Raw genomic sequence first — 22,637 nt, 5'->3', positions numbered from 1 at the left:
AGTCCATACGGTGTTGCCGATGGTTGATATATTCATGACAAGGCACGGTTACGTGCTGCCGGAGATGTGATGATCAAGATTGCGTATGTTGTTGGCGGACTGCCTTTTGGTGGCGTTGAAAATTGGCTTTTCGACGTGGCCTTGAGAATGAAAAATTCAGGGACGTATTCATGTAAAATCTTCAACGTTTCCGGAACAGGCTTGAAATTGCCTGAATTTTACGCTGCCGGTCTGGATGTGATAAATATCGGCAAAAAAAATTCCGCGGCATCTTCACATCGGCTTGATACTGCTTTTAAGCTCAGAAAAGAACTGAAGAAGTATTCACCGGATATTATTCATACCATGCATAATAGCGGTGATTATTTTGGAAGAATTTCATCTGTAGGTCTTTCTAAGCCTGTTTTGACGCATATACATAATACAAAAAAAGAAAAAAAAATAAGTAGAATATTTTCGAATAAAATTTTATCTTTTTTTACAACTGCGTATATATCTGTTTCTCATGCTGTAGACCGTATTGTAGATTCTGATCATAATTTGTTCAAAAGAAAAAAGTTTGTTTTGCATAATGGAATAGACACGTCTCGCCTTGATTTTGAGCCGCACGACTTGCATGCGATGTATGGGTTAAGTGGGAAAATCATAATTGGTATTGGAAGATATGTTGAGCAAAAGAATTTTGAAGGTCTCATTGGGGCTCTGAAGATTCTTGTTGATTCCGGAAAAGACGTTTCCCTGGTTCTGGTTGGTGAAGGGAGCAAGCGCGATCTCTACGAATCGATGATTTCAGACATGGGTTTGGAGGGCCGGGTCATCCTGACGGGATACAGAACGGATGTGGGGGCATTTTTACGAGGGTCGGATATTCTTGCCATGCCGTCTCTTTTTGAAGGTTTCGGGAATGTGCATCTTGAAGCAATGTATTGCGGAATTCCTGCCGTTGTATCCCGAGTAGTACCTTCGCTTGAAGTGTGCTTGGAAGCATCGCTTGTCTGTGATTTTTCCGGGGAAAGCATCGCGTCACAGCTTTCTGTCTTGCTTGACGATCCTGATTTGCATCAGAAGTTGGCGGATGCGGGGCGCAGGATCGTGGATGGATATACGATTGAGCGTTGCATGGATCGGCTTTTTTCCATCTATGCCAAAACGCTTCGTGAATATCAGGCCTGAGTCCTGCACTGGGCCAGCATCTCCCCCAATCCCGAATCGCGACGCGCCGGATTTTGTACTGCGTCTTTGACCTGTCGTGGGGTTCCGATCAGGGTGAAGCGTTTTTTGGCCCGTGTCAGGGCGGTGTAGAGGAGTTCGCGGCCCAGAACCTGGCAGGGCTCTTCGGGCAGGACCAGCACGGTATGCCCGAATTCCGAACCCTGGCTCTTGTGCACGGTCATGGCGTAACAGGTCTCGTGCCGTGGCAGGCGGGCTGGGGAGAAGGAGGCAAAGCCTTCCTCGCCGGGAAAGAAGATCCGCAGCTGTCCGTCCACGGACAGGGCGATGCCGACATCCCCGTTGAACAGGCCCAGATTGTAATCGTTCTCGAGAATCATGACCGGTCGGCCCGGGTACCAGGCTTCGAAGGCCTGTCCCACCAGGATCTGGCCTGCCAGACGATTGAGGGCCTCGGTCCCGCGCGGCCCTTTGCGGACCGGTGAGAGAAGGCGCAGGGCCGCGAAAATCTCAAAGGCCCGTGCGGGTCCGGTTGTCCCGCCAAGTTCCCCGAACGCCTCGCGCAGCAGCGGCGCCACCGAAGCCTCAAGGGCCCTTGGCCCTGTGCCGTGCATCATCTCCAGATCCGCATGCCTTTCTTCCAGCAACGCCGCGGCCTCCTGGGCCTTTCCGTCCCGGATGAGTTCGCTCAGGGCCGCGATGCCGCTGTCTGATCCGAATCGGTAACTTTTTTTGAGTTCCACCACATGATCCGCCAGTGGGGCGGGGTGCTGGGTCACGGGCAGCTTGACGGCGCAGGTTTCGGCGACAGCGGCGGCGAACCTGTCCGAGAAGGCGTTGACCACCTCATCCCGGCACAGATTGGCAAGGACTGCCCCGGCTTCCACCGAGGCGAGCTGGTTGCGATCGCCCAGAAGCACAAGGCGGGCATGTTCCGGCAAGGCCTCCATAAGACGCGCGGTCAACTCCAGATCCAGCATGGACGCTTCATCCACCACCAGCATGTCCAGGGCCAGACGATTGCCCTGGTTGTGGCGAAAGCCCCCGGCGCTCCAGCCGAGCAGCCGGTGCACCGTCTGCGCTCCCTGGGTCATGCCGGCCGCCAGTTCCGGTGGAAGGGTGCCGCCGGGGAAGGCCGTGGCCAGGGCTTCGGTCAGGCGCGAAGCGGCCTTGCCCGTGGGCGCGGCAAGACGGATGACGAAATCCCGGCCCGAATGCATCCGTGCCGCCATCTTCAAAATCCTGGCCACGGTGGTCGTCTTGCCCGTGCCCGGTCCGCCGGAGATGACGCAGAACCTGTTTCTGAGCGCGGCAAAACAGGCCACGGCCTGCCAGTCGATTTCGTCCCTTCCGGTTTTGAAGATATCGTCCTGCAGGGATGGCGGCAGAGGTTCGGCAGGAGTCTGGGCCAGGCGCAGGAATGTGTGGGCCAGGGCCTGCTCGTCTTTGAAAAAGCGGGAAAAATACAGTCGCGTTCCGGACAGGATCAGCGGTGCCTGGCCCTTTGGATCGGCGATCACGTCCGAATCGGGAAGCTCATGCATGGCGGATGCGTTCGGGACCAGTTCCGTCAGGTGCGCAATGACTTGCGGGTCGGCGAGATCCAGGCAGACGTGTCCTTCGCGCACGGCCAGAGAGGTCAGGGCGGTCAGTGCGGCGACCATGTCCTCATGCCCGGCGCGGGCCAGGGAGGCGGCGAAGCGGGCCTGATAGAGGTCCGCCTCCAGGAAGAGACCGCTGGCCGCAAGACGGGGCAGAATGGCGGGGTTTGCGAACATCAGCGCTTCTCCATGTCGATGAGGGCGTCTTCCAGGGCGCTCAGGAAGCCCGGGTCCGGGCAATCTGCGTACACTCCTTGTCCGGGCCGATCCGGGTCGATGCCGCGCAGGAAGACGTAACGCACGCCGCCGAAATGCGCCGCGCGGTCGTAATCCGGCAGGCGCAGGGCCAGATGACGGTCCAGGGCCACGCAATAGAGGTGGTATTGCAGGAAGTAGTGGTTGCCGGCCATGGCCGCGTGCAGGGCCTCGGGCGTGTAGTGGCCTGGCGTGGGGCCGAGCCAGTTGGATTTCCAGTCGAGCAGGTAGTATTTTCCTTCGCGGCGAACCACAAGGTCCATGAAGCCGGTCATGAACCCCCGGCGCGGCTCGAAGCGCAGGCCCTCCATGCGCTCGGGCAGGTCCTCGGGCAGCACCCGGGCGGCATCGCGGTACACTGCGGCCAGGGCCTCGCGGGTCACGGGGCGCAGGGGGAAGAGGAATTCCAGTTCGACCAGCTTGTCCCGTGCTCCGATCGTCTCCAGGCGAAATTTCCCCAGATCGGCGCGTAGTGTCTGCTCGACCATGTCGCGGACAGTCCCCTCCCAGGCCGGATCAAAGCCGTATGCATCCAGGGCGCGGGTCACCGCAGCCGGGATGGTGCCACTGTCCGTGAAATCGATGTGTTCGAAAATCTGATGCAGACACGATCCGGCGGCGGCTCCGCGCGGGAAGTTGGCCATGGACAGGGCGTTGCCGTCGGTCTGGCCGGATGCGTCCGCTTCGTCCAGCCCCGGGCGGGCTGCGTGTTCCGAGCCGCGTGTCAGGCCCGTGAAGCTGGCCAGGCCCTGGCCTGGACCAAGAGTGCGCTCCCATGTCCGGCAGTCGAGGTCCGGCGCGTGGGTGAATTGCGCTGGACCCTGCTCGGGCTCCGTGTCGGGCATGGCCGTCACCTCGATGTGCTCGCAGGCCAGTTCGGCAAGATCGGCGGCGAGCGTCTCTTCAGGGATGACATCCCAGCTCAGGGAGCCGTCGCCGTCTGCATGACGGCCATGAAAAAGCCAGGCCGCGCCGGAGGTCTCGGCCTCGCGGATGCGTCCCCAGACCACGTAGCAGCGGTTCACCGCCCGGGTCAGGGCCACATACAGCAGGCGGACGCGCTCGGTGCGGGCCTCGGTCTCGGCCATGCTTTTTCGGGCTGGCAGGTCCGGCGATCCCAGATCCAGCAGCAGGCCGTCATCGTGAATCAGCGCCCTGTCCTCGGGGCACCTGGCCTTTCCGTAAACAAAGGGACAGAAGACCACCGGATACTGCAGGCCCTTGCTCTTGTGGATGGTCACGATCTGGATCGCCTCGCGGTCCGTGTCCAGGCGCAGTTGCGATTCCTCGCTGGTGGCGGTGTGCAACTGCCGCGCGAACCAGGTCAGCAGGGCGTGCATGGATGCGCCCGATTCGCGTTCACGGGCGTGGAGCAGCTCCAGGCAATGCAGGACGTTGGTCATGCGCCGCTCCCCGCCCTGCAGGGAGACGAGGCGTTCACGCACGGACAGGTCGGCAAAGAGCCGGCGCACGGCGGCCATGACGCCCCGGCGTTCCCAGAGGTCCCGGCAGGCGAGCAGGCGCTCGAACCATCTTTCGAGTTCTCCGCCATCCTCGTCCAGTCTGGCCAGTTCTGGCGCTGTAAGGCCGATCACGGACGTGGCCAGGGCAGTTTGCAGCGCTGCCGGGCGACGGCAATCGGCCATGCCCCGCAGCACGGACAGCAGTTCCGTGGCCTCGGCGCTGGCGAAAACCGAGCTGGTGTGAGTCAGAACCCCGGGGATGCCAAGGCGACCAAGGGCCTGATGCACGGCTTCGCCCTGGGCGTGAGTTTCGACCAGAATGGCGATGTCGCCGGGCAAAAGGGATTTCTCGCCGATGCGGACTCGCCCCTCGGCGCTATCGCGCAGCAGTCTGCTGATCTCGGCGGAGACGGCGCGGCAGATGCGCGGGAGCAGCGCGCCCTTGCTCAAGGGTTTGTCCTCGCTTTGAACCTGCCAGATGACCATGGGCGCGCAGAGCTGCCCATCGTGCATGAATTTTTCCTGATCCGGACCCGGAGCGCTGACCGGCTGGTAGGTGATGTCTTCATGCAGGAAGGGGTTTTGGTTCCTGGAAAAAAGCCGGTTCACGGCTTCGATCAGCTCGACAGTGGAGCGGTAATTGACGCCAAGGGTCGTGCTCCGGGCGCAGTCCTTGGCCGCGTCCAGATAGGTGTGCAGGTCCGCGCCGCGAAAGGAGTAGATGGCCTGCTTGGGGTCGCCGATGAGAAAGAGGGCGCGTTCATTGCCGTCATCCTCGTCGCGGGCGGCAAACAGGGTGCGGAAGATGTCGTATTGCAGGCTGTCGGTGTCCTGAAACTCGTCGATGAGCGCCGCGTGGTACTGGCTCCGGGCCGCCGCGACCAGCTCGGGACTGGCCAGGGCCGCGTGCATGTTGCGCAGCAGGTCGTCGAAGCCCTGCACGTTGCGGCGCTTCTTGAGTTCGTCCATGCGCGCCGTGACGCCGGTCAGGAATTGATGGCGCAGACGGACCACGAAAGGACCAAGGGCCTGGCTCAATGCCTGGATCAGGGTCAGGATTTCCTGCACGCGTTCGAAGAATGGATGCTCAGGCGCCGTGAAGGACTTCTTGGTCATGGCCCGCATGTACTCCGGGGTCAGCTCGCCAAGGAGCTTGAGGCGGTCCTTGGGGCCGATGCCGGGATCTGCCAGAAAGTTTTGCATCGCATCCAGACGCTGGTCCAGCTTGCCTGGCGTGAACATGCGCGCGTTGAAGTTGCCGGCCTGACCAAGGAGCAGCTCCCGGACCTCCCGCTCAACTACGGCCCATGAGTCGCCAAGCCTCTCACAGGCTTCCCGCACGGCCTGATCCAGGGGCGCCGGGTCCGGCGGGATGGTGTCGGGAACGATTCTGATTTTCTGGGTCAGGAAAGGCAGGCCGGCCAGCTCTTCCAGATGTTCCGGGGCCAGCCTTGCGCGCACCTCGGATCCGGTCAGGCCGGGCAGGGGCAGGATGTGTTCGCGCCAGAAGTCCACGCAGACCTGGCGGCGCAGATCCTTGAGGTCGGGTACGAGTTCCGTGTCGAAGAGGGCCGAGCACTCGAAGCCGTTCTTGCCGAGCATGCGCTTGCAGAAGCCGTGGATGGTGAAGATCTGGGCCAGATCGAAGTTGCGCACGGCCAGGGCCAGGCGACGGGCGGAGTCGGTGCCGCCAAAGCGGGCCAGGAGGTCGCGTTCAAGCTCATCGTCCGCCTCAAGTTCGTCGGCCAGCACTCCGGCCATGTCGGACAGACGCTTGCGGATGCGGCCGCGCAGCTCCTCCGTGGCGGCCTCCGTGAAGGTCACCACCAGGATCTGGTCCACTGTCAGATTCCTTTCCAGTAGCAAACGCACGAAAAGTCCGGCCAGGGTGTAGGTCTTGCCGGTCCCCGCGCTGGCTTCGATGAGCGTGGTGCCGTTCAGGGGCGCGGTGCAGAGGTTCATGGGCCGCTTCATGACGCGCCTCCGAGGATCGGTGCGAAAATCTCTTCGGCCACGTCCATGAAGTCCTCCCAGTCGGGCTCCTGGTCCCGGTACAGAAAGGACAGGTACGGATCGTCGCGCTCGGGGCTGACCATGTAGCCGCCCTCCCACTGCTTGAGCGCGCTGGCCAGGGCCTGCGGCCGCGTCTTGGGCTTGGCCGCGAAGCGTGCTTCGGCAAAGGCCAGGGAGGTACGGGAAAAGAGGGGCAGCGGCGAAACCATGCCGCGTTCGTATGCGAGCAGGAGTTGTTTAAGCGTGTGCCCGGCGTCTTTGACCGCCGGGGCCATGAAGCTGGCCTGGGTGCCTATGTGCAGCGATTGCGCCGGACTGCCGACCGCTGCCGCTGCCAGGTGCCTGATCCAGAGGCTGAGCATGTCCCTGGCGTTGGTCTTGGCCGGGCGGCAGCCAAGAATGCGGTCGCCGTGGAGACCTATGCGGCCCGTGAGCCTGAAGCGATCGAGATGCAGGCGCAGGTCGAGCTGCTCCTCCTTGGCTCCGTCGATGAACGTTCGGGCCTGTTGCGCAAGGGAATGGATGGAGGCCAGGAGCTTTCGTCCGGCGTCGGTCCCGGCGTGGCCGGGCGGCAGGATCTGCCAGGCCAGGAGCAGCTCGCCAAGATCGGCGTCAGGCGCTTGCAGAGTCCGGTCCAGGAGTGTTTGCAACGGGCCGTAGGCCTCCAGGCCCGACGGCGCCTTGAGTGGCTCTTCATCAGGAAAATCTTCCTCGCCGCCCGCCGGGTTGATGCGCAATTTTCTGAGCAGCTGACGGCATGGGTGCATGAAAAAGCGGATTAGCTCTTCGATGTCGATCTCGCTTTCAGGCAGCTCCGGATCGGCGGGGATCGCTTCAGGGAAAAATGTCCTGGGGGCGTGGCTTTTGAAAAGGGCGCGCGCGGCGGCGAGGTTCTGTCTGGAATAGGAGAATATCGGCGCATCCGCGCTGAAATAGTCCGGGTGAAAGGCCTGCAACTTGTGCCGGAAGCGGAGCGCCTCGGAGGGCTTCTTGCCGTCCGCGGTGTAGCATTTGTCGAGAAAGTCCAGCAGCTCGGAAACCAGGACCGAGGGCGGGGCCTCGGCATTGTCCGATTGGGAGAGGCCGGGATAGGTCAGGATGAGATTGTCGCGTGCCGAGATGATGCTCTCAAGGAAGAGATAGCGGTCGTCCTCGCGCAAGGACCGGTCGCCGGGCCTGGGGCGGGCGGTCATGAGATCGAAGCCAGGTGGCAGGTCTTGGCGCGGAAAGGCCGTGCTGGTCAGGCCCGTCAGGCAGATCACCCGGAAGGGGATGGAACGCATGGGCTTCAGGCCGCAGAAGGTCAGGCCCGAGGCCAGGAAGCCGGATTCGCCTCCGCTTTCGTCCAGGCGTTTGCGGATGAGATGGAGCATGGTCCGGCCGTCGGCCTCGAAATTGCCCATGTCTTTGGTCAGGTCGGACACCGCCGTGCGTATGGCGAGCAGGGCCTCGGCCTGGGTGCGGTCCTGGGCGAAGAAGGTTTCAAGAATCCACAGCAGACACTCGCGCCACTCCTGCGGCGTGTGGGTGCCGCGCAGCCTGCCCCACAGGGTTGCGAGATTGTCGATCCATGCCGTGACTTTGCCCAGCAACTCCTGTTCGGCCGCGCCGCGCAGGGCCAAAGGGGCGATGCCGCGCATGGTCTCGGCCTGTCCGGTCATGTAGCCCAGAAAAAGGCGGCCAAGTCCGCTCTCCCAGGTATTTTGGCCGTATTCTCCCAGTCCGGCGTTCCTGCGGAAATTTTGGTCCAGGCCCCAGCGGATGCCACTCTGCCGGACCCATTCAAGCACACGGCCCGTTTCGGCCGCGTCCAGCCCCAGATGTTCTCGCACGGGCGGGGCTTCGAGCAGGGCGCAGACCCGGGAGGCTTCGAAACGCTGCTGGCCGAATTCAAGGAACTCCAGGAAGATGCGAATGGTCTCGGCGGCCCTGGTGGGCTTGCGGTCGGAGATGGAGAAGGGGATGTTTTCCTCGGATGTGCCGAACACGGCCTGGATCATGGGCGCGTAGCCTTCGATGTCCGGGTTCATGACCAGGATGTCCTGGGGCGAGAGGGACGGGTCCTCTGTCAGAAGATCAAGGATGAGGTCCCGCAGTACTTCCATTTCACGCAGGGGGCTGTGGCAGCAATGGATCTGGATGGAACTGTCCGAAAAATCGATCTTCTCCTCGCATGAATTCAGGTCCAGCAGATCGGCTTGGAGCCTGCCGAGCATTCGTGATGCGTCGGGCTCATCGTAAAGCTTTGTTTCCAGTGCGTCCCTGTCGAGCAGCAGTTCCAGGAAATCCCGCCCGACCGCGCCGAGCCCGGCCAGGGGCGTTGCGTCTTCGGGGCGTTCCTCGGAGGTTGAGTCCTGGGTGCGGTAGGCGCGCCGCTGCTCCCGGCGGGTCATGAGATCCCCCCAGTACGTGCGGCAGGGGCTGAGCAGGAAGACGTGCACCTGGCTGCGCCGGGCCAGGGCCGTCAGCAGATCCAGATAGATGGGCGGCAGGGTCGGGATGCCGAAGACGCATATGCGGGAGGGAAGTTCCGGCAGGGGCGCGCCGCTGTTCAGGCTGGCGATGGCCCGGTCCAGCAGGGCGGCGCGGTGCTCTCCGGGCATGTTCCGGATCAGTTCGCGCCAGAGACGGGCCTGCCAGGCTTCACTGGCCATGTGTCCGGGCAGTCGGAAGTCGCCGCTCGTCGTTCCGCTCTCCCAGCGGGCGGACCAGTGCGGACGGAAGATGAGGTATTGATCGAAGTGGTAGGCGATGCGCTCGGCCAGCTGCACGGCCTTGAGCTGCGAGTCGTCGCGTACGTATCGTTTCAGGGGGGCGAATTGCGGCTCGTCCAGCAGCCCGGGCAGCAGGCGCACGATGCTCCAGAGCATGCGTTCCTTGCTCAAGGGATATTCACGGGGCACGTCGTCCAGCAGTTCGCGGCAAAGGTCGTAGGCGAAGGCCACCGGAAAGGGGAAGTGGACGCCCGCGCAGATCCCGTGCTTGCGGGCCAGCTGCATGGAGACCCAGCGTTGCATGCCGCCGGATTGGACCAGGATGGTTTCCGGCTGCATGGGGTCCAATGGACCGCCAAGGACCCTGGCGAGCAGCTCGGTCAGGATTTCCAGGCGGTTGGAGGCGTGAAGGAGGAATCCTTGCATGGGGCCTGCGGGAGTCAGGATGCCGCCAGGCCCACTTCGGTCTCGATGGCGGTTATCGCACCGATGGCCAGGCTCAGGAAATCGCCAAGCTCCATGCCGATCTTTTCGCATTCCCTGATGGTCTCGCGGCAGACCGAGGCCGCAAACGCCTTGTCCTTCATTTTCTTTTTCAGGCTCTTGGCCTCCATGCCCTGCATGCGGGTCGGCCGGACCAGCGCCGCCGTGTGTATGAGGCCGGTCACGGTTTCGCCGCAGCGCAGGGCGTAATCGAATTGGGATTCGGGCTGGTTGCCGTTGATCTCGTTGTGGCGGGCGATGGCCTGCACCGCGTCATCCGGAAGCTTGCCGGTCAGCATTTCGGCCGTGAGCAGGCCGTGCCTTTCAGGCGTCTCCTTGGTCTGGGGATAGTCGAGGTCGTGCAGCAGCCCGGCCAAGCCCCAGGTTTCGGGATCATGGCCCAGGCGGGTGGCCAGGGCGCGCATGACGGCCTCGGTTTCCAGTGCGTGAATGAGTAGATGATCCGGCGCGCTGTCCTTGATCATTGCGAGAGCTTCGGTGCGGTTGAGCATGATTTCTCCTTGGGTTTGCGCTGACGAAACTCGTGCATTTCTTGGTCGTGGTCAAGGTTTCAGCAGCAGGATGCTCCGCGTTTTCCCGGCAGCCACGTCTGGATGATGTAAGCCGCGCAGCCCACCCCGGGAGTGACGGTGATGGCCGAGGTCGGACAGTTCAGGGCGCAGGCGCCGCATTCCATGCATGCCTCGCGGTCCAGAACTTCGGCCTTGCCGTCCTGCACGGCGAAAATGCGGTGCGGACAGACCGTGGCGCAGAGGCCGCAGCCCACGCATTTGTCGCGGTCGTAGGCCAGGGTGGCCACGTTTTCGAGATGGCGGAAGTTTTTCATGTTGTCCTCACAGGAAATTGGCGGTCACGAAAAGGATCGCGGCCAGGAGCGTGCCGACGGCCAGGATCGGGATGGCTTTTCGCATCTCTTTTTCCACCCCCGAAGGTGAGGCGTAGGGCGTGGAGCCGGTGAAGTTGAGAGCCAGCCAGGAAGCGAGCGATACGGTCCAGAGCCCCGCGCCCGCGGTGGCGACCCAGGAGAGCTGGGGAAAGATGGCCGGCGTCAGCACGGCCAGAGCCAGCCCCAGCCCGGCTCCGCCCAGGGAGAAGAGGCGCGTGCGCAACGCGGGCAGGAGCAGGGGGAACAGGATCGCCCCGGCGGTCAGGCCAAGGCCCGTGGCGGTGGAGGCCAGGGCCCATCGCTGCAGGATTGCGTTCAGGGAGAATTCTGGGCCGATGAGGCTGAGCACCGCCGTCACCAGGATCGCGGTCAGGATCAGTTTCCAGCCCAGGACCAGCTCCACGGGAATGACCTCGGCCCGCTCCCTGAGACTGAAGGTCACCGCGCGCATGGCTTCGTCGATGCCATTGTCCAGATAGCGGGGCAGGTCGCCGGCGCGCACGGGCCCGAAGACGGCCTCGAAGCCGCAGGCCTTGCGCAGGTCGCGGGCGCGCACTCCGTTGGCTCCGAGCTGGGGCAGGATGAGACGGCGATGGGAGACGATGCGCTCAAGGCCGGTCTTGCGCACCTGTTCGGCGATGCCCCCGGCGCTGAAGGTGCCCTTGCCGCCCGCGCACCATATGTTGATGCCGCGCGTGTCGGTGACCAGCAGCCAGAGGTTCCGTCCGGCCAGGGCGAATCGGACCGTGTCGAAGGTCAGCTTGTAGTTGGCCGTGACGATGACGGGTGCTTCGGGCCCGGGGCTGCCGATGGCGTACAGGCCGGGGTTGACGGTGTAGTTGTTGCGGTCAAGTCCCAGCCGGGCGCGGCAGGTCCCGAGCCGGTCCAGGCGGGTGGGCCTGGTTCTGACACGGGGTACCCGGGCATGCGCGGTGGGCAGAAAGCCGTCCACATAGGACTCGATCCGATAGCCGGCCAGGTCGTCCACCCCTGCACCAGGGGCGGGTGGCGGGCCTCAGCACGGGCCGGGTGCCGGGGAGGTCGCGCAGGAAAGCGCGTCTGTCTCGCGGAGTTCGTCGCAGGGTCCGCCAGGGGCCATGGGAAAGGGCTGCAGAGGTTTCATTTCGAGCCTACAGAGAGGTGATGAGGTTTTTGAGTTCGGCCAGACGGCCTTTGTCCGCGCAATAGCAGATGCGCGGTCCTTCGATCTCGCCGCGGATCAGGCCCGCTTCTTTGAGCTGCTTCAGATGCTGGCTGACCGTGGATTGGGCCAGGGGCAGGATGTTCACGATCTCTCCGCAGATGCAGCTGTCCACCTGCAGGAGATGCTTCAGGATCGCCACGCGCGCGGGATGCCCGAGGGCTTTGCAGAGAGAGGCCAAGGTCTGTTCCTGGGTCATGATGTGCTCCGGTCAAACATATCGTATTTCGTAAAAATACGATGATTAAAGCCTCGTGTCAACGCGCCGATCGTATTGAGTTTTCTTGGCGCAAGGGGCATGGTGCCAAGATATAAAGATGGAGGAGACTTACAATGCGCTGGAAACAATTCTTGACCCCGGTTCAGTCCATGAATCCCGACGAGGCCCGGGCCTATCTGTCCGACAAGACCCTGCAGGAAGTGACCATTCTTGATGTACGTCAGCCGGGGGAATACGAGGAGGGGCATATCCCCGGAGCCACGCTTGTGCCGCTGGCGGTGCTGACCGACTCCCTGGACCAGATCGACCCGTTCAAGCCGGTTCTGGTTTATTGCGCCATTGGCGGGCGCAGCCGGATCGCAGCCCAGACCCTGGCCGGCAAGGGCTATGAGCAGGTCATCAACATGAGCGGAGGTTTCAAGGCCTGGAACGGTCAGGCTGCCTTTGGCGCGGAAGAGGCCGGCGTGGACATTTTCGCGGAGCTCGACAGCGCCGAAATGATTCTGGCCACGGCCTATTCCCTGGAAGAGGGGCTGCGCGACTTTTATCTGCGCATGCTGGACCGGGTCAGCGATGAAAAGGTCAAGAGCGTGTTCCGCCTCCTGGCCGACATCGAAATCAAGCACAAGGACCGCCTTTTCGCCGAATACACCCGCATCACCGGCAAGGACGATCGCGGGGATTTCGAGTGCCGGTTCGTCACTCCGCTCATGGAAGGCGGCATGACCACCGAGGAATACATGGAGCGCTTCAAGCCTGACTTCGAAAGCCCGGTCGATGTCATCTCCCTGGCCATGTCCATCGAGGCCCAGGCCCTGGATCTTTACATCCGTTCCGCCGCCTGGACCCAGAGCGATGACAACCGCGCCATCCTGGAGCAGATCGCCAGTGAGGAAAAGACGCATCTGGAAAGATTGGGCCAGCTTATGGACGAGCTGGTCGGTGGCGGGTCCAGGACAACGAACTGATTTGTGATGACTAGGGATTGATCCGATAATTCTACGAGTATTTATACGCGTTCTGTCTCGGAGATAGGTAGTTTCAGGAAGGGTTTTTTATCAGAGCGTACCGAGAAGGATGGGTAGTGAGAGAAGTATTGCGCACGGTGTACGGTCTTTGCGCTAGGTTATTTGGATCAAACTACTCATATTTTGACCGGATATCGAAAACTCAAGGCATGACGGCACGTTGCCGTGGAATGGTCGCTTAGGCACACCCTTTGCTCAATGGAAAGTCCAGGCGCTCAAAAAGAAGCGCCGATCATATCCATTAAGATCTTGGGGGGAATGTCATGAAGCAGTTATGTTACCTTTTCTGGCTTGCCGGGATGGCGACTCTTGTTGCTTATGGCTGGAGCGATACACTTTTAAACCAGATGTCGGATGTCGTGCATTTCATGGGGCAGCTCGTTGCCTTCGTGATCGCATAGAAATCAGGGCGGCTCGGCTTTCGCGTATCCGCGGTCGGAAGGAACTGGCACCTTCCGGCCGTGGTTTTTTTGTCCTTTGCGCCGTTTTTTCCTTCACCTGCGAACAGGGTCTCGGCGAGGCTGCCTTGAAGCACCGGCACCCGGCCATGGGGCGGGACCCTTTGCCTTGTTGCGCTGCGCCGGGGCGCGCGATAGGGCAGGACCATGTCCGTCGCTGTCCTCTATTCCTCCGAACATTCGGCCTGGGTGCGCTACGAGCGCCCCCGGGCCATTTTTGTGGCCCGCAGGCACGAGGAAGTGCCCGCGCTGCTGGCCCACCTTGAAGCCGAAGTGGAAAAGGGCGGGCTTCATGCCGTGGGGTTTCTGGCCTATGAGGCGGGCAGGGCCTTCGACCCGGCCATGCCCCGTGCCTGCTGCGGCGATTTTCCCCTGGCCTGGTTCGGCCTTTTTGAATCCCCCGCCACCATATCCCTGGGCCCGTCAAAGCCTGGACACGCCCTTGATTGGGTCTCGGAGCTGGACGCCGGGGCCCATGGACGCGCCCTGGAACGCATCCGCGGATATCTGGCTCGGGGCGAAACCTATCAGGTCAATTTCACCCATCGTCTGCGCGCCCGGTTCGACATGGACCCCTGGGATTTCTTCGGTCGGCTCGTCAGTCGCCAGCCGTCGCCGCACGCGGCCTTTCTCGACACCGCCGATTTTGCGCTGTGCAGCGCTTCGCCGGAAATGTTCTTCGAGCGCGATGGGGAGGAGATCTGGTCCCGTCCCATGAAGGGCACCGCTCCGAGGGGGCGCTGGCGCGAAGAGGACGAGGCCTTGGCCCGGGGCCTTGCCGTATCGGAAAAGGAGCGGGCCGAAAACGTGATGATCGTCGATATGGTCCGAAACGACCTCGGACGGATCTGCCTGCCCGGCAGCGTGCACGTGCCCGAGCTTTTCCGCGCGGAGCGCTATCCGACGCTCTGGCAGCTGACCTCGCTGGTGAGCGGACGCACGCGGGAGTCCACAGCCCAGGTCATGGCGGCCCTGTTTCCGGCCGCCTCGATCACCGGCGCACCCAAAGTCCGGACCATGAACATCATTGAAGAACTCGAAATTTCGCCGCGCCGCATCTATACCGGGTGCATCGGAGTGATCAGTCCCGGCCGCAAGGCGCGTTTCAACGTGGCCATCCGCACGGTTCTGGTCGAAAAATCCCTGGGCATGGCCGAGTATGGAGTGGGCGGGGGCATTGTCTGGGATTCCGATCCGGGGGCGGAATTCCGGGAGACGCGCATCAAGGCCCGCGTGCTGGCCGACCCGGAGCCGGAATTCTCGTTGCTTGAAACCATGCGCTGGGCCCGGGGCGAGGGCATTTTTCTGCTCGACGAACATTTGCTGCGCTTGAAAGAGAGCGCCGCGTATTTCGGCTTCAGGTTTGACCAGAAAGCCTTGCGGGAAGCCTTGTTACGGGAAATCTCGGCGGCTTGCGGCATGGAAGGGGTGCTGCGTCTGACCATGGACGTTGCCGGTGTCTGGAGCATTGAACATCGTCCCTTGCCCGGACCGTCGCCCTGCCGGGTGTCTTTGGCTCTGTCGGCGGTGGATGCGGCCGATCCGTTTCTTTTCCACAAGACCACAAGGCGCGCCGTTTACGATCAGGCCAAGGCGCAAGTGGCGGGGGTGGATGATGTGCTGCTTTGGAACGGACGCTGCGAGGTGACGGAATCGACCATCGCCAATCTGGTCGTCGAACTTGATGGCGAACTGTTGACACCGTCTCTTGCCTGCGGACTGCTGCCGGGCACCATGCGTGCCCGGTTGCTGCAGGAAGGCCGGATTAGGGAAGACGTGGTGCTGGTGGATGATCTGCCCCGCTGCACGCGCCTGTGGCTGATCAATTCCGTGCGGGGATGGCGGGAATGCGTTCTGGCCGGTCCAGTGCCGGGATCGGCCTAGTCCGCGTCGAGCCCGCGCCGATGGAACCAGGCCGCCGTCAGGCCGATGGCCACGAAAATGACGTCGCGGACGATGTAGAAGACCATGTCGCCGGAAGTCCCGGGCGTGCTGGAGAAGCACCCGCAGTTCAGGTCGATGCCCCGGAAGTATGCGCCAAGGATCGCGCCCAGGAAGACGATGAGCATGGCGTTGGCCAGGAACAGGGCGGGCCCGGTCCAGACGCGGCACACGAGCAGGAAGGCCACGATCATTTCCAGCCAGGGCAGGGTCAGGGCTGTGAAATTGATGAGTATGTCCGGCAGGATGAGATAGCTGCCCACGCTGGCGGCGAAATCCGCCGGAGCCATGATTTTCTGAGGGGCGGCAGCCACGAAGATGAGGGCCAGGGCCAGGCGCGAGCCCCGGGACAAGGATGCTGCGTTCATGATTTTTCTCCCAGGGGTTTTGAATCAAGGGGAGGGGACTGAGTCGCCGGTTCCTCAGGCGCGGTTTCCATTGGAGCGGTTTCCACCGGGGCGGTTTCCAGCGGAGCTGGTTCCAGCGGGGCAGAGTCCAAAGACGGCTGTTCCTGGGGCGCGGGTTCTTGATGCCGGTCCAATGGCGCGGGCTTGGCCGGAGCGGCCTCCAGGGGCGCTTGATCCGGGATTGTCGGCTCAAGGGGGGGCTCCAGGGGCGCGGGTTCCAGAGGGCCCGCTTCCATAGGCGTTTCCGTAGGCACTTCCAGTGGCGCTTGCGGCGGCGCGGTCCCGTTTGACTGCTCGGCCGGGTGCGTCTCTCCTTCGTTCATCGGCGTCGGGGAGGTCTGCTCCGGTGCTGCCTGGCCGCCAGTGGCGGTGGGCAGTCCCTGGTCGCGCCACAGGGTCCAGCCGTTCTTGAGCACGCGGACGTCCTGCAATCCCATACTTTCCAGCTGCTCGGCCAGTTCCCGGCTCAGTTCGCAGTACTCCCCGTCGCAATACGTCACGATCGTCGTCGCCCCTTCGAGCAGCTCCCGCAGTGCGGGAAAGCTCTGTCCGAATGAAAGAGGGTCAAGGGACAGCGCGCCTTCAATGTGTCCATGCTCATATTCGCCTGCTTCCCGCGCATCGACAAAAACGGCTTTTCCGGATTCAAAAAGAAGGACCGCGTCGGCGAGGGATATCTCCCCGCGCTGGGCAGCGGCCTGCGCCGCGACTTCCGGATCATGGACCAGAGGCAGCCTGTCCAGCCGCGTGGCGTTGAAGGCCAATGCCAGGCCTACAGACAGGCCGATGATGATCACGGTCTTTATGCCGAAAGAAATGGGTGGTTTCATGTATTGCTCCTGGGTGCTTGGCCGTGTTCCTACGACCTCACGTCCTGCAAGGCAAGGGCGGGGTGGGCAAGGTGCGTTTCTCTGGCGGAGGAAGAGGCAAGAGCGGAGCATACCGGGTGGATTATTGTTGCCGCCGACGTCTCGGCGAACAGCTCTTTACGCTGCTTGTCCGGAAGATAGGCTACTTCATCCATCGCCGTCGGGCCTGCATATTTGTCGGATGGCTTCATGGACCCAACCGGTGCTACTTTGGGTGTCTCTGAGAATGCGCTCATAATGCCCGGGATCAAGCTGTGTCCGAATCCTGGTGATTACCTCCGGCGTAACGTGCTCTTTGCCCAGCGCCTTGAGCGCTTGAACCAGCAATGTGCTATTACGATGCTTAAAGCCCATGTCCCTCAGTTTGATTTTTCTAAATTCCAGCACCTGTCCCATCACCTCATAGCGGCGACCGGGACCATCACTCAGATACACATAACTGGCTGGTACCTGGGTGGACAGTCCCAGCATGTACAGGGCTGTTTCGCCGGAAACGGCAATGCGCCAGTTGAACTTGCGGGCATAGGCATTGGCCACTTGATCCATGTCCGGGCTGAGCTGTTTTTTCAGCAATTCGCTGTAGGCGGGGTAATCATAAATTCCTCTGGCGACCCGGCGGATCTTGTCTTGCTTGACCAGTTCCGAAAGCAGACTGTCGGCCTGCTGGCGGCTGAAACGGCTCAGCAAATCGCTGGACGAGAACGCCCACCCCCTGCCGTGGCCTGCAATAAAGTAATAGCATGATTCTATTAAATTTTTCATAATTAAATGACTTCAGTTGATCCAGAAATATAAGGTCGTTTTTCTGGATTTATGGCCAGTCGCCCGCGTACCTGTCCCTGCACTTGATAGCTGACCTTGATGCCCTCGGTCAGCAGGCGGAGAAAGGCTTCGTTGTTGGCGATGAGTCCTGGCGATTTCAGGCGTTGAGCCTGTTTGATTGCCTCCACGGGCTCTTCCTGTTTTGGTGCTGCACGGCTGGCCATATTGTTCCTTTGATGAATATTCGCGTTTTGGTCGGGGCGTGTGTGGCTAACAGTTTCGCCGACGTCGGGATGTTTGCGGGTAAATGACAAAACAGAAAGGTAAAGTGTGGCCTTGCCCAACTTGGCAGCTACTCGAATTCCTCGGCGGTCTACAGGCCTTGCCTAACGTGCCACTCCCGGCAACAATTTTCGCAAAATTCCCTTCCTCGTAGCGTAGGGCGGCAGGTTTCGCAATCCGCAGAAATTGTGAGCAAAATAACAGGAAGAGGGGGGCGGCAAACCAGAACGCGATGCAAGTGGGCGGTGAAGCGTGGAATCGGGAATAGTAGAAATGATCAAGGCTCCGCCATTCCTGACGGGGCCTTTTCTGTTGGGCTAGAGCCCGCAATAGTTGGACTGGCGACCGCAGATGAAGACTTCTTCCTCATGCTCAAGGAGATCCTTTGTCATGTTTTGAAATTTTCCGATTTAGCGTGGTGGCTATGCGATGTGCTTGAAATTGTTGGGTCCGAAAGTGACGTGCGGGTTCTCATGTGGCTTGTGTTGTCGGTGAATATTACCAAAAAAATAGGGCCTGGATTTTTTATATCCAAGCCCTTGATTTTCTGGTCGGGATGAGAGGATTTGAACCTCCGGTCTCTGCGTCCCGAACGCAGACTTATCTTTTTTACCATTTTTTACTCATTTCTATTTTATGTTATTTATCAGATAGTTATTGCGTATACTTTACTATTGACACCCCTCAAATTTGGCTTATTTTGATCTTAAACGGTGGGGGCAGCGGTGGGGGAAATAGTCCCTGCGTTCCTGCCCAGGCAACGCGCAGAGATCGGGAGGAGACACATGGCCAGACAGAAACGAATCGCGGCTGAAGGTTTTAAGGGAGTCTTTCTTGTTGCCTCTGTTTCCCCTGCCAGTGGTGAGCCGGACCACATCATCTACATCCGTTACAAGCGTGATGGAAAGCTCTACGAGGACAAGGTGGGGCGGACCTCCGAGAAGGCCCCAAAGCCGAACCATAAAAAGTATTGGAGTCCGTTCCTTGCGTCGCTGGTCCGTGCTGACAAGATTCGAGGGAGGGCTCCAACGAATTCAGAGATCCGGGCAGCAGAACAGGCCGCTAAAGAATCAGAGTCCGGGCGGTGGACCATTAGCAAGTTATGGAAGGAATACCGGGCAAACAATGAGGACAAGGCCCGCATTGCCATCACGGACGATTACCGTTTTAGCATGTACATTGATCCGGCTTTCGGCTCCAAGACCCCAAGCGAGATTGATCCCCTTTCCGTCGATCGTCTCCGGGTGAAGATGAGCAAGACCCGCAAGCCCGCTACAGTCCACAATACTCTGGAACTCTTGCGCCGGATCATCAACTTTGGCGTGAACCGCAATCTGTGTCCGCCCCTACCCTTCAAACTGGAACTTCCCAAACTGAATAACCACAGGACCGAGGACTTGACTCCGGATCAGCTCCAAGATCTTTTGGATGCAATCGAGAAGGACAAGCACCCTGTGGCCGGGCCGATGATGCTTTGCGCTCTTTACACGGGCATGAGGCGTGGGGAGATGTTCAAACTGGAATGGTCGGACCTTGACTTTGATCGTGGTTTCATCCGGTTGCGTGACCCCAAGGGCGGGAAGGATCAGACTATCCCGATGAATGCTCAGGCGAGGAAGTTGCTCGAATCCATGCCCAAGGTTTGCCAGTTTGTTTTTGCCGGTCGACCTGACAAAAACGGCAATTATGCGCCGCGAACAAGGATTGCGGATCAGGTGAATAAGATCAAGAAGGCGGCGGGCTTGCCTAAAGATTTCCGCGCCCTTCATGGATTACGGCATGTGTACGCGTCCATGCTGGCCAGCTCGGGCAAGGTGGATATGTACACCTTGCAAAAGCTCATGACTCACAAGAGCGCAGACATGACCCAGCGTTACGCCCATTTGCGTGACGAAAGCCTGACTCGGGCCGGGCAGGTGGTGGACGATATTTTCAACGGATTGGCCGAAGAGCAAAACAAGGTGGTCAGTATCAACGGGAAATGATTCTGACGTCGGGCCAGGCGGAATCTTTCCAGGGCCTAGCCGCCGACTGATCATCGGCGGCGAAAGGGGGGTGCCCCTTCTGGATATATTCAGGATATAATCAGAGGTAGATTACATGCCAGTACAAAAAAATACTGCTTCTATTAAATGGGTTAATGGGTATACATACTGGAAAGGTCAATATACTGTAAGAAATATTAACTATAAACAGATGGCAAATGAAAAAAATGCAACTTATGACTATATTTACTCATTATGTGGTGAAAATATTGAATTAAAAAAAATTTTGTACAAAAGTTGCTTGAGAGGTATAAACTACTTTGAAAATACTGATCTTGATTTTTATAATGATAATTATAATGATATAAGCAGATTATTAGAATTAAGCAAGTATATAAATAATAATTTTTCTTATGCATGTTGGAAGCAAAACCCTTTAGATATAGTAAATGATATCTGCATTGGAAAATCATTAAATCCAGTTGAAAGGGATAGTTCGATTATCTCTTACAATATTAATGAAAGAAATATTTTACATGTTTCTGTAGATATTAATAATAATACGAATTATATTATAACTGATATAAGAGATTTGCTTAAATATATAAAGCATGAATATTTAAAAAATGATTTTAATGCCTTAGATTTTGGAATATTAGTTGATTATGATATTAAAAGGATACAGGAAGAGCTTTGCGCTAAGGGCGTTGTGTACAGAACTGTAAGCGATGAATCCCGCGCTATTGGCCTCTTATTGTTTGACTATATAGAAGAAAATGAGGTGTCAGACGCCGAAGGAATTCGCAGAGTTCGAAAAAAACTGAAAGAACATGGGCCGAAGAACTTTGGTAAGGCAAATTCCAGCGAAAGGCAGTTTCAGCGCTGGCTTGCCAATACGCGCAAATGTATTGATGCCGTAGAAGTGCTCGAAATATAGGGGGCCTGATATTAGAAACCGATTTCAGTGTCCGACAGTAGCGCATGTAAAATAAAGTCATATCCATATTTTTAGTTCTATGGTCTCCGATGGTCGTATGTGGTGTCCCGCAGGCGGCCATTTTTTATTCCAAAAGGAGATGACAACATGGGTATGATCAACGAACCGAAAAAACATGTCGACTACATCCCCAACGTGCAAAGAACGATGCGAGAGCAAGAAGCAGCAGCGTACCTTGGAATGTCAGTCAAAACTTTGCAGGCCTGGCGGTTCTACAACAAAGGCCCTAAGTATTTGAAAATTTCTCGCAGTGTGCGATATTTGAGAGAAGACCTCGACACCTTCTTAGAAGCATCCAAGATTACCCCGATTGGGGAGCGCTGACCATGATTCCAGAAAAGGGAAACCCCAGCGTGGAAGGCCGGGGCTTCAAGGATGGGCGGGGAGGTGATTCAAATCCGCTAGAACCTTTTTGGCCAATTTATTTTGACTGTCAAGGTTTTTGCTGTCGGGGTGATTCATGAGTGCTGTCAAGAAACGTCCCACGAAAAAGCCAGCACAAAAACACGAATCCGCGCTGCTGCCTGCTGTCGATACTCTTGATCCGGGCTTCACATATCGATGGAAAATATTTGATCAGTCGACATTAGGCCGGTTCTGTCAATTTCCAAGGTCATTGATTTTCAAAGTATCGTCTGACGGCTTGATTGATACCCCAGGAATTTGGGCGGAACTGCCCCTGGCTTCAAAATCTGTTTTGCCTGTCCTTCTACATTTTGAGAATCGTGATCATAAATGCTGGCCGAGCCAGGAGCTCATTTGCGCCCTGTCTGGCCTCAACAGTCGCAAGACTGTGCGTCGTGGACTGCGCATCCTCGAAGATGCTGGGCTCATCTCGACACGAAAGGCGACCACAACAGCGGGCCGCCCCCTCACGATTTACCATCTACAGTTACCGCATGACGATTTCTATGTCCCGCTGTATGCCTCCTTGTTCCAAGGCGGCATATGGTCGGTCATGGGTGATCATCCTGTGACCCATGCGCTCTATCCGGTGATGCGCATTTTTGCAAAACCAAGGCCTGACTTAGAACTGGAGGGTGATTGGTTGCGAGTTGATTCGGATGAATGGCGTGAATGGTACGCTTCGAGGGAATGCGACTGGTGCAGGGCTGACCGGGAAGCGTTGATTGACTTCGCCGGAATAGGCCGCAGGAGCTATGCTACCGCCGTGGATTTTTTGAGCAGTTCCAAGATGAAAGTCATAGCAAGGAATGAGCACGCGCCTGAATATTGGCAAGTCAATTTGCTCGACGGTATTGGGTTCAATCACGAAACAACTGAATATCTCAATTCAAGATTGAAAATCACATGATGCAATATTTACCCATGATGAGCATTTATTACCCGTTACAGGGTGGCAACGTGGTCATTTTAACGCTTCCAAAAAGTGGCAATAATTCCCCAGGAACTAGTATTTATCCTGGATTAGAAAAAGTATTATAACAATCAAGCGCGAGACCCTGCGGCTCTCACGCTACGCGTGCGTGTTCTTTTTTTTCACCATGCATGGGTATAGCATGAACGTTTCGTCATTTCCAGAGCGTTTAGCCGCTATTGAAGACGAAACCGCAGGTTTAGAGAGCATGATTGACAGTCGGACTCGCAAGCTTTGGTCCGAGATCGTGAAGCTGCGATCCGAGTTCACAGAACTGCGAGACCGAACAGATCCAGTGACAAAGAGCACCAAAGAGCTTTGAGCGTGACATCTCTTTTGTCACGGGAGGCATCGAAGCAGTCCTGGAAGGCCTTGGCCAAGGCATCAAGCTCAATTAGCCTCAGAAACTGGTTCCTCGCTGTTTCAAGTGGGTAGGGCAAATTTAAGCCTCCCCCCGATGAGGTAGATCATGGCGATCAGGTTTCGAGTTGATCGATAGCCCC

The 22,637-nt window shown here is 58.7% G+C and carries 20 protein-coding genes; 9 read left to right on the top strand and 11 right to left on the bottom strand.

Going from position 1 to position 22,637, the window contains the following annotated elements; translation table 11 throughout:
• Window positions 1-69 precede the first annotated feature (69 nt).
• Complete coding sequence (locus H4684_RS17160) at window positions 70-1,173, top strand: glycosyltransferase (protein WP_225940516.1); 1,104 nt, start codon at window positions 70-72, stop codon at window positions 1,171-1,173.
• Here H4684_RS17160 and recD read toward each other — a convergent pair.
• Genes recD through H4684_RS17125 form a run of 7 tightly spaced genes read right to left on the bottom strand, consistent with a single transcriptional unit; the run spans window position 1,164 to window position 12,006 of the window.
• Window positions 1,164-2,948, bottom strand: a complete 1,785-nt coding sequence (recD, locus tag H4684_RS17155; protein WP_192624686.1) for an exodeoxyribonuclease V subunit alpha — start codon at window positions 2,946-2,948, stop codon at window positions 1,164-1,166. The two genes, H4684_RS17160 and recD, sit on opposite strands and share 10 nt — an antisense overlap.
• Window positions 2,948-6,463, bottom strand: coding sequence for an exodeoxyribonuclease V subunit beta (gene recB, locus H4684_RS17150; RefSeq protein ID WP_192624685.1), 3,516 nt, complete (start codon window positions 6,461-6,463; stop codon window positions 2,948-2,950). Before recB ends, recD begins: the two co-directional genes overlap by 1 nt.
• Entirely contained in the window at window positions 6,460-9,642 is a 3,183-nt protein-coding gene (gene recC / locus H4684_RS17145; protein WP_192624684.1) for an exodeoxyribonuclease V subunit gamma, read from the bottom strand. Before recC ends, recB begins: the two co-directional genes overlap by 4 nt.
• 14 nt (window positions 9,643-9,656) lie before the next feature.
• Window positions 9,657-10,211, bottom strand: a complete 555-nt coding sequence (locus H4684_RS17140; protein WP_192624683.1) for an HDIG domain-containing metalloprotein — start codon at window positions 10,209-10,211, stop codon at window positions 9,657-9,659.
• Window positions 10,212-10,270: 59 nt separating this feature from the next.
• A complete protein-coding gene (gene hgcB / locus H4684_RS17135; protein ID WP_192624682.1) occupies window positions 10,271-10,546 on the bottom strand; it encodes a mercury methylation ferredoxin HgcB in 276 nt (91 codons plus the stop codon).
• Window positions 10,547-10,553: 7 nt separating this feature from the next.
• Window positions 10,554-11,729, bottom strand: a complete 1,176-nt coding sequence (gene hgcA / locus H4684_RS17130; RefSeq protein WP_264080969.1) for a mercury methylation corrinoid protein HgcA — start codon at window positions 11,727-11,729, stop codon at window positions 10,554-10,556.
• A gap of 7 nt (window positions 11,730-11,736) precedes the next feature.
• Window positions 11,737-12,006: an ArsR/SmtB family transcription factor gene (locus H4684_RS17125; RefSeq protein WP_092192211.1), complete on the bottom strand. Its 270-nt coding sequence runs from the start codon at window positions 12,004-12,006 to the stop codon at window positions 11,737-11,739.
• Window positions 12,007-12,140: 134 nt separating this feature from the next.
• Between H4684_RS17125 and H4684_RS17120 the strand changes: the two genes are divergently transcribed.
• From H4684_RS17120 to pabB, 3 genes are all read left to right on the top strand, one after another.
• Window positions 12,141-12,995, top strand: a complete 855-nt coding sequence (locus H4684_RS17120) for a rhodanese-like domain-containing protein (protein ID WP_092192209.1) — start codon at window positions 12,141-12,143, stop codon at window positions 12,993-12,995.
• A gap of 323 nt (window positions 12,996-13,318) precedes the next feature.
• Complete coding sequence (locus tag H4684_RS17115; protein ID WP_153304612.1) at window positions 13,319-13,456, top strand: hypothetical protein; 138 nt, start codon at window positions 13,319-13,321, stop codon at window positions 13,454-13,456.
• Between the two features lie 204 nt (window positions 13,457-13,660).
• Entirely contained in the window at window positions 13,661-15,397 is a 1,737-nt protein-coding gene (gene pabB, locus H4684_RS17110; RefSeq protein ID WP_192624681.1) for an aminodeoxychorismate synthase component I, read from the top strand.
• On the opposite strand, the gene H4684_RS17105 is transcribed toward pabB, so the two are convergent.
• The 4 genes from H4684_RS17105 to H4684_RS17090 form a co-directional block, all read right to left on the bottom strand.
• Window positions 15,394-15,822, bottom strand: coding sequence for a MauE/DoxX family redox-associated membrane protein (locus H4684_RS17105; protein WP_192624680.1), 429 nt, complete (start codon window positions 15,820-15,822; stop codon window positions 15,394-15,396). The genes pabB and H4684_RS17105 overlap by 4 nt on opposite strands.
• Window positions 15,819-16,691, bottom strand: coding sequence for a rhodanese-like domain-containing protein (locus H4684_RS20720; protein WP_225940515.1), 873 nt, complete (start codon window positions 16,689-16,691; stop codon window positions 15,819-15,821). The genes H4684_RS17105 and H4684_RS20720 overlap by 4 nt, the downstream gene beginning before the upstream one ends.
• 186 nt (window positions 16,692-16,877) lie before the next feature.
• A complete protein-coding gene (locus H4684_RS17095; protein ID WP_192624679.1) occupies window positions 16,878-17,492 on the bottom strand; it encodes a DUF6088 family protein in 615 nt (204 codons plus the stop codon).
• 2 nt (window positions 17,493-17,494) lie between these two features.
• Complete coding sequence (locus H4684_RS17090) at window positions 17,495-17,836, bottom strand: hypothetical protein (protein ID WP_192624678.1); 342 nt, start codon at window positions 17,834-17,836, stop codon at window positions 17,495-17,497.
• Between the two features lie 183 nt (window positions 17,837-18,019).
• Here H4684_RS17090 and H4684_RS17085 point away from each other — a divergent pair, with 183 nt between their 5' ends.
• From H4684_RS17085 to H4684_RS17065, 5 genes are all read left to right on the top strand, one after another.
• Window positions 18,020-18,334: a hypothetical protein gene (locus H4684_RS17085; RefSeq protein WP_192624677.1), complete on the top strand. Its 315-nt coding sequence runs from the start codon at window positions 18,020-18,022 to the stop codon at window positions 18,332-18,334.
• 225 nt (window positions 18,335-18,559) lie between these two features.
• Window positions 18,560-19,759 carry a tyrosine-type recombinase/integrase gene (locus tag H4684_RS17080; protein ID WP_192624676.1) on the top strand — a complete coding sequence of 400 codons (1,200 nt, stop codon included), beginning with the start codon at window positions 18,560-18,562 and terminating at the stop codon, window positions 19,757-19,759.
• Between the two features lie 115 nt (window positions 19,760-19,874).
• Window positions 19,875-20,696, top strand: coding sequence for a hypothetical protein (locus H4684_RS17075; RefSeq protein WP_192624675.1), 822 nt, complete (start codon window positions 19,875-19,877; stop codon window positions 20,694-20,696).
• A gap of 147 nt (window positions 20,697-20,843) precedes the next feature.
• Entirely contained in the window at window positions 20,844-21,080 is a 237-nt protein-coding gene (locus H4684_RS17070; RefSeq protein WP_225940514.1) for a helix-turn-helix transcriptional regulator, read from the top strand.
• A gap of 136 nt (window positions 21,081-21,216) precedes the next feature.
• On the top strand, window positions 21,217-22,071 hold the full coding sequence (locus H4684_RS17065; protein ID WP_192624674.1) for a helix-turn-helix domain-containing protein: 855 nt from the start codon (window positions 21,217-21,219) through the stop codon (window positions 22,069-22,071).
• The last annotated feature ends 566 nt before the right edge of the window (window positions 22,072-22,637 follow it).

This window comes from Desulfomicrobium macestii (assembly GCF_014873765.1).
In the GTDB taxonomy this organism is placed as follows: domain Bacteria; phylum Desulfobacterota; class Desulfovibrionia; order Desulfovibrionales; family Desulfomicrobiaceae; genus Desulfomicrobium; species Desulfomicrobium macestii.
Note: the sequence above shows the minus strand (reverse complement) of the source record. Positions and strands in the feature narration are given on the sequence as shown.

Excerpts from the sequence above, each read along its gene's own strand:
- H4684_RS17160 (WP_225940516.1), top strand. The coding sequence starts at position 70 with ATGATCAAGATTGCGTATGTTGTTGGCGGACTGCCTTTTGGTGGCGTT.
- recD (WP_192624686.1), bottom strand. The coding sequence starts at position 2,948 with ATGTTCGCAAACCCCGCCATTCTGCCCCGTCTTGCGGCCAGCGGTCTC.
- recB (WP_192624685.1), bottom strand. The coding sequence starts at position 6,463 with ATGAAGCGGCCCATGAACCTCTGCACCGCGCCCCTGAACGGCACCACG.
- recC (WP_192624684.1), bottom strand. The coding sequence starts at position 9,642 with ATGCAAGGATTCCTCCTTCACGCCTCCAACCGCCTGGAAATCCTGACC.
- H4684_RS17140 (WP_192624683.1), bottom strand. The coding sequence starts at position 10,211 with ATGCTCAACCGCACCGAAGCTCTCGCAATGATCAAGGACAGCGCGCCG.
- hgcB (WP_192624682.1), bottom strand. The coding sequence starts at position 10,546 with ATGAAAAACTTCCGCCATCTCGAAAACGTGGCCACCCTGGCCTACGAC.
- H4684_RS17125 (WP_092192211.1), bottom strand. The coding sequence starts at position 12,006 with ATGACCCAGGAACAGACCTTGGCCTCTCTCTGCAAAGCCCTCGGGCAT.
- H4684_RS17120 (WP_092192209.1), top strand. The coding sequence starts at position 12,141 with ATGCGCTGGAAACAATTCTTGACCCCGGTTCAGTCCATGAATCCCGAC.
- H4684_RS17115 (WP_153304612.1), top strand. The coding sequence starts at position 13,319 with ATGAAGCAGTTATGTTACCTTTTCTGGCTTGCCGGGATGGCGACTCTT.
- pabB (WP_192624681.1), top strand. The coding sequence starts at position 13,661 with ATGTCCGTCGCTGTCCTCTATTCCTCCGAACATTCGGCCTGGGTGCGC.
- H4684_RS17105 (WP_192624680.1), bottom strand. The coding sequence starts at position 15,822 with ATGAACGCAGCATCCTTGTCCCGGGGCTCGCGCCTGGCCCTGGCCCTC.
- H4684_RS20720 (WP_225940515.1), bottom strand. The coding sequence starts at position 16,691 with ATGAAACCACCCATTTCTTTCGGCATAAAGACCGTGATCATCATCGGC.
- H4684_RS17095 (WP_192624679.1), bottom strand. The coding sequence starts at position 17,492 with ATGAAAAATTTAATAGAATCATGCTATTACTTTATTGCAGGCCACGGC.
- H4684_RS17080 (WP_192624676.1), top strand. The coding sequence starts at position 18,560 with ATGGCCAGACAGAAACGAATCGCGGCTGAAGGTTTTAAGGGAGTCTTT.
- H4684_RS17075 (WP_192624675.1), top strand. The coding sequence starts at position 19,875 with ATGCCAGTACAAAAAAATACTGCTTCTATTAAATGGGTTAATGGGTAT.
- H4684_RS17070 (WP_225940514.1), top strand. The coding sequence starts at position 20,844 with ATGGGTATGATCAACGAACCGAAAAAACATGTCGACTACATCCCCAAC.
- H4684_RS17065 (WP_192624674.1), top strand. The coding sequence starts at position 21,217 with ATGAGTGCTGTCAAGAAACGTCCCACGAAAAAGCCAGCACAAAAACAC.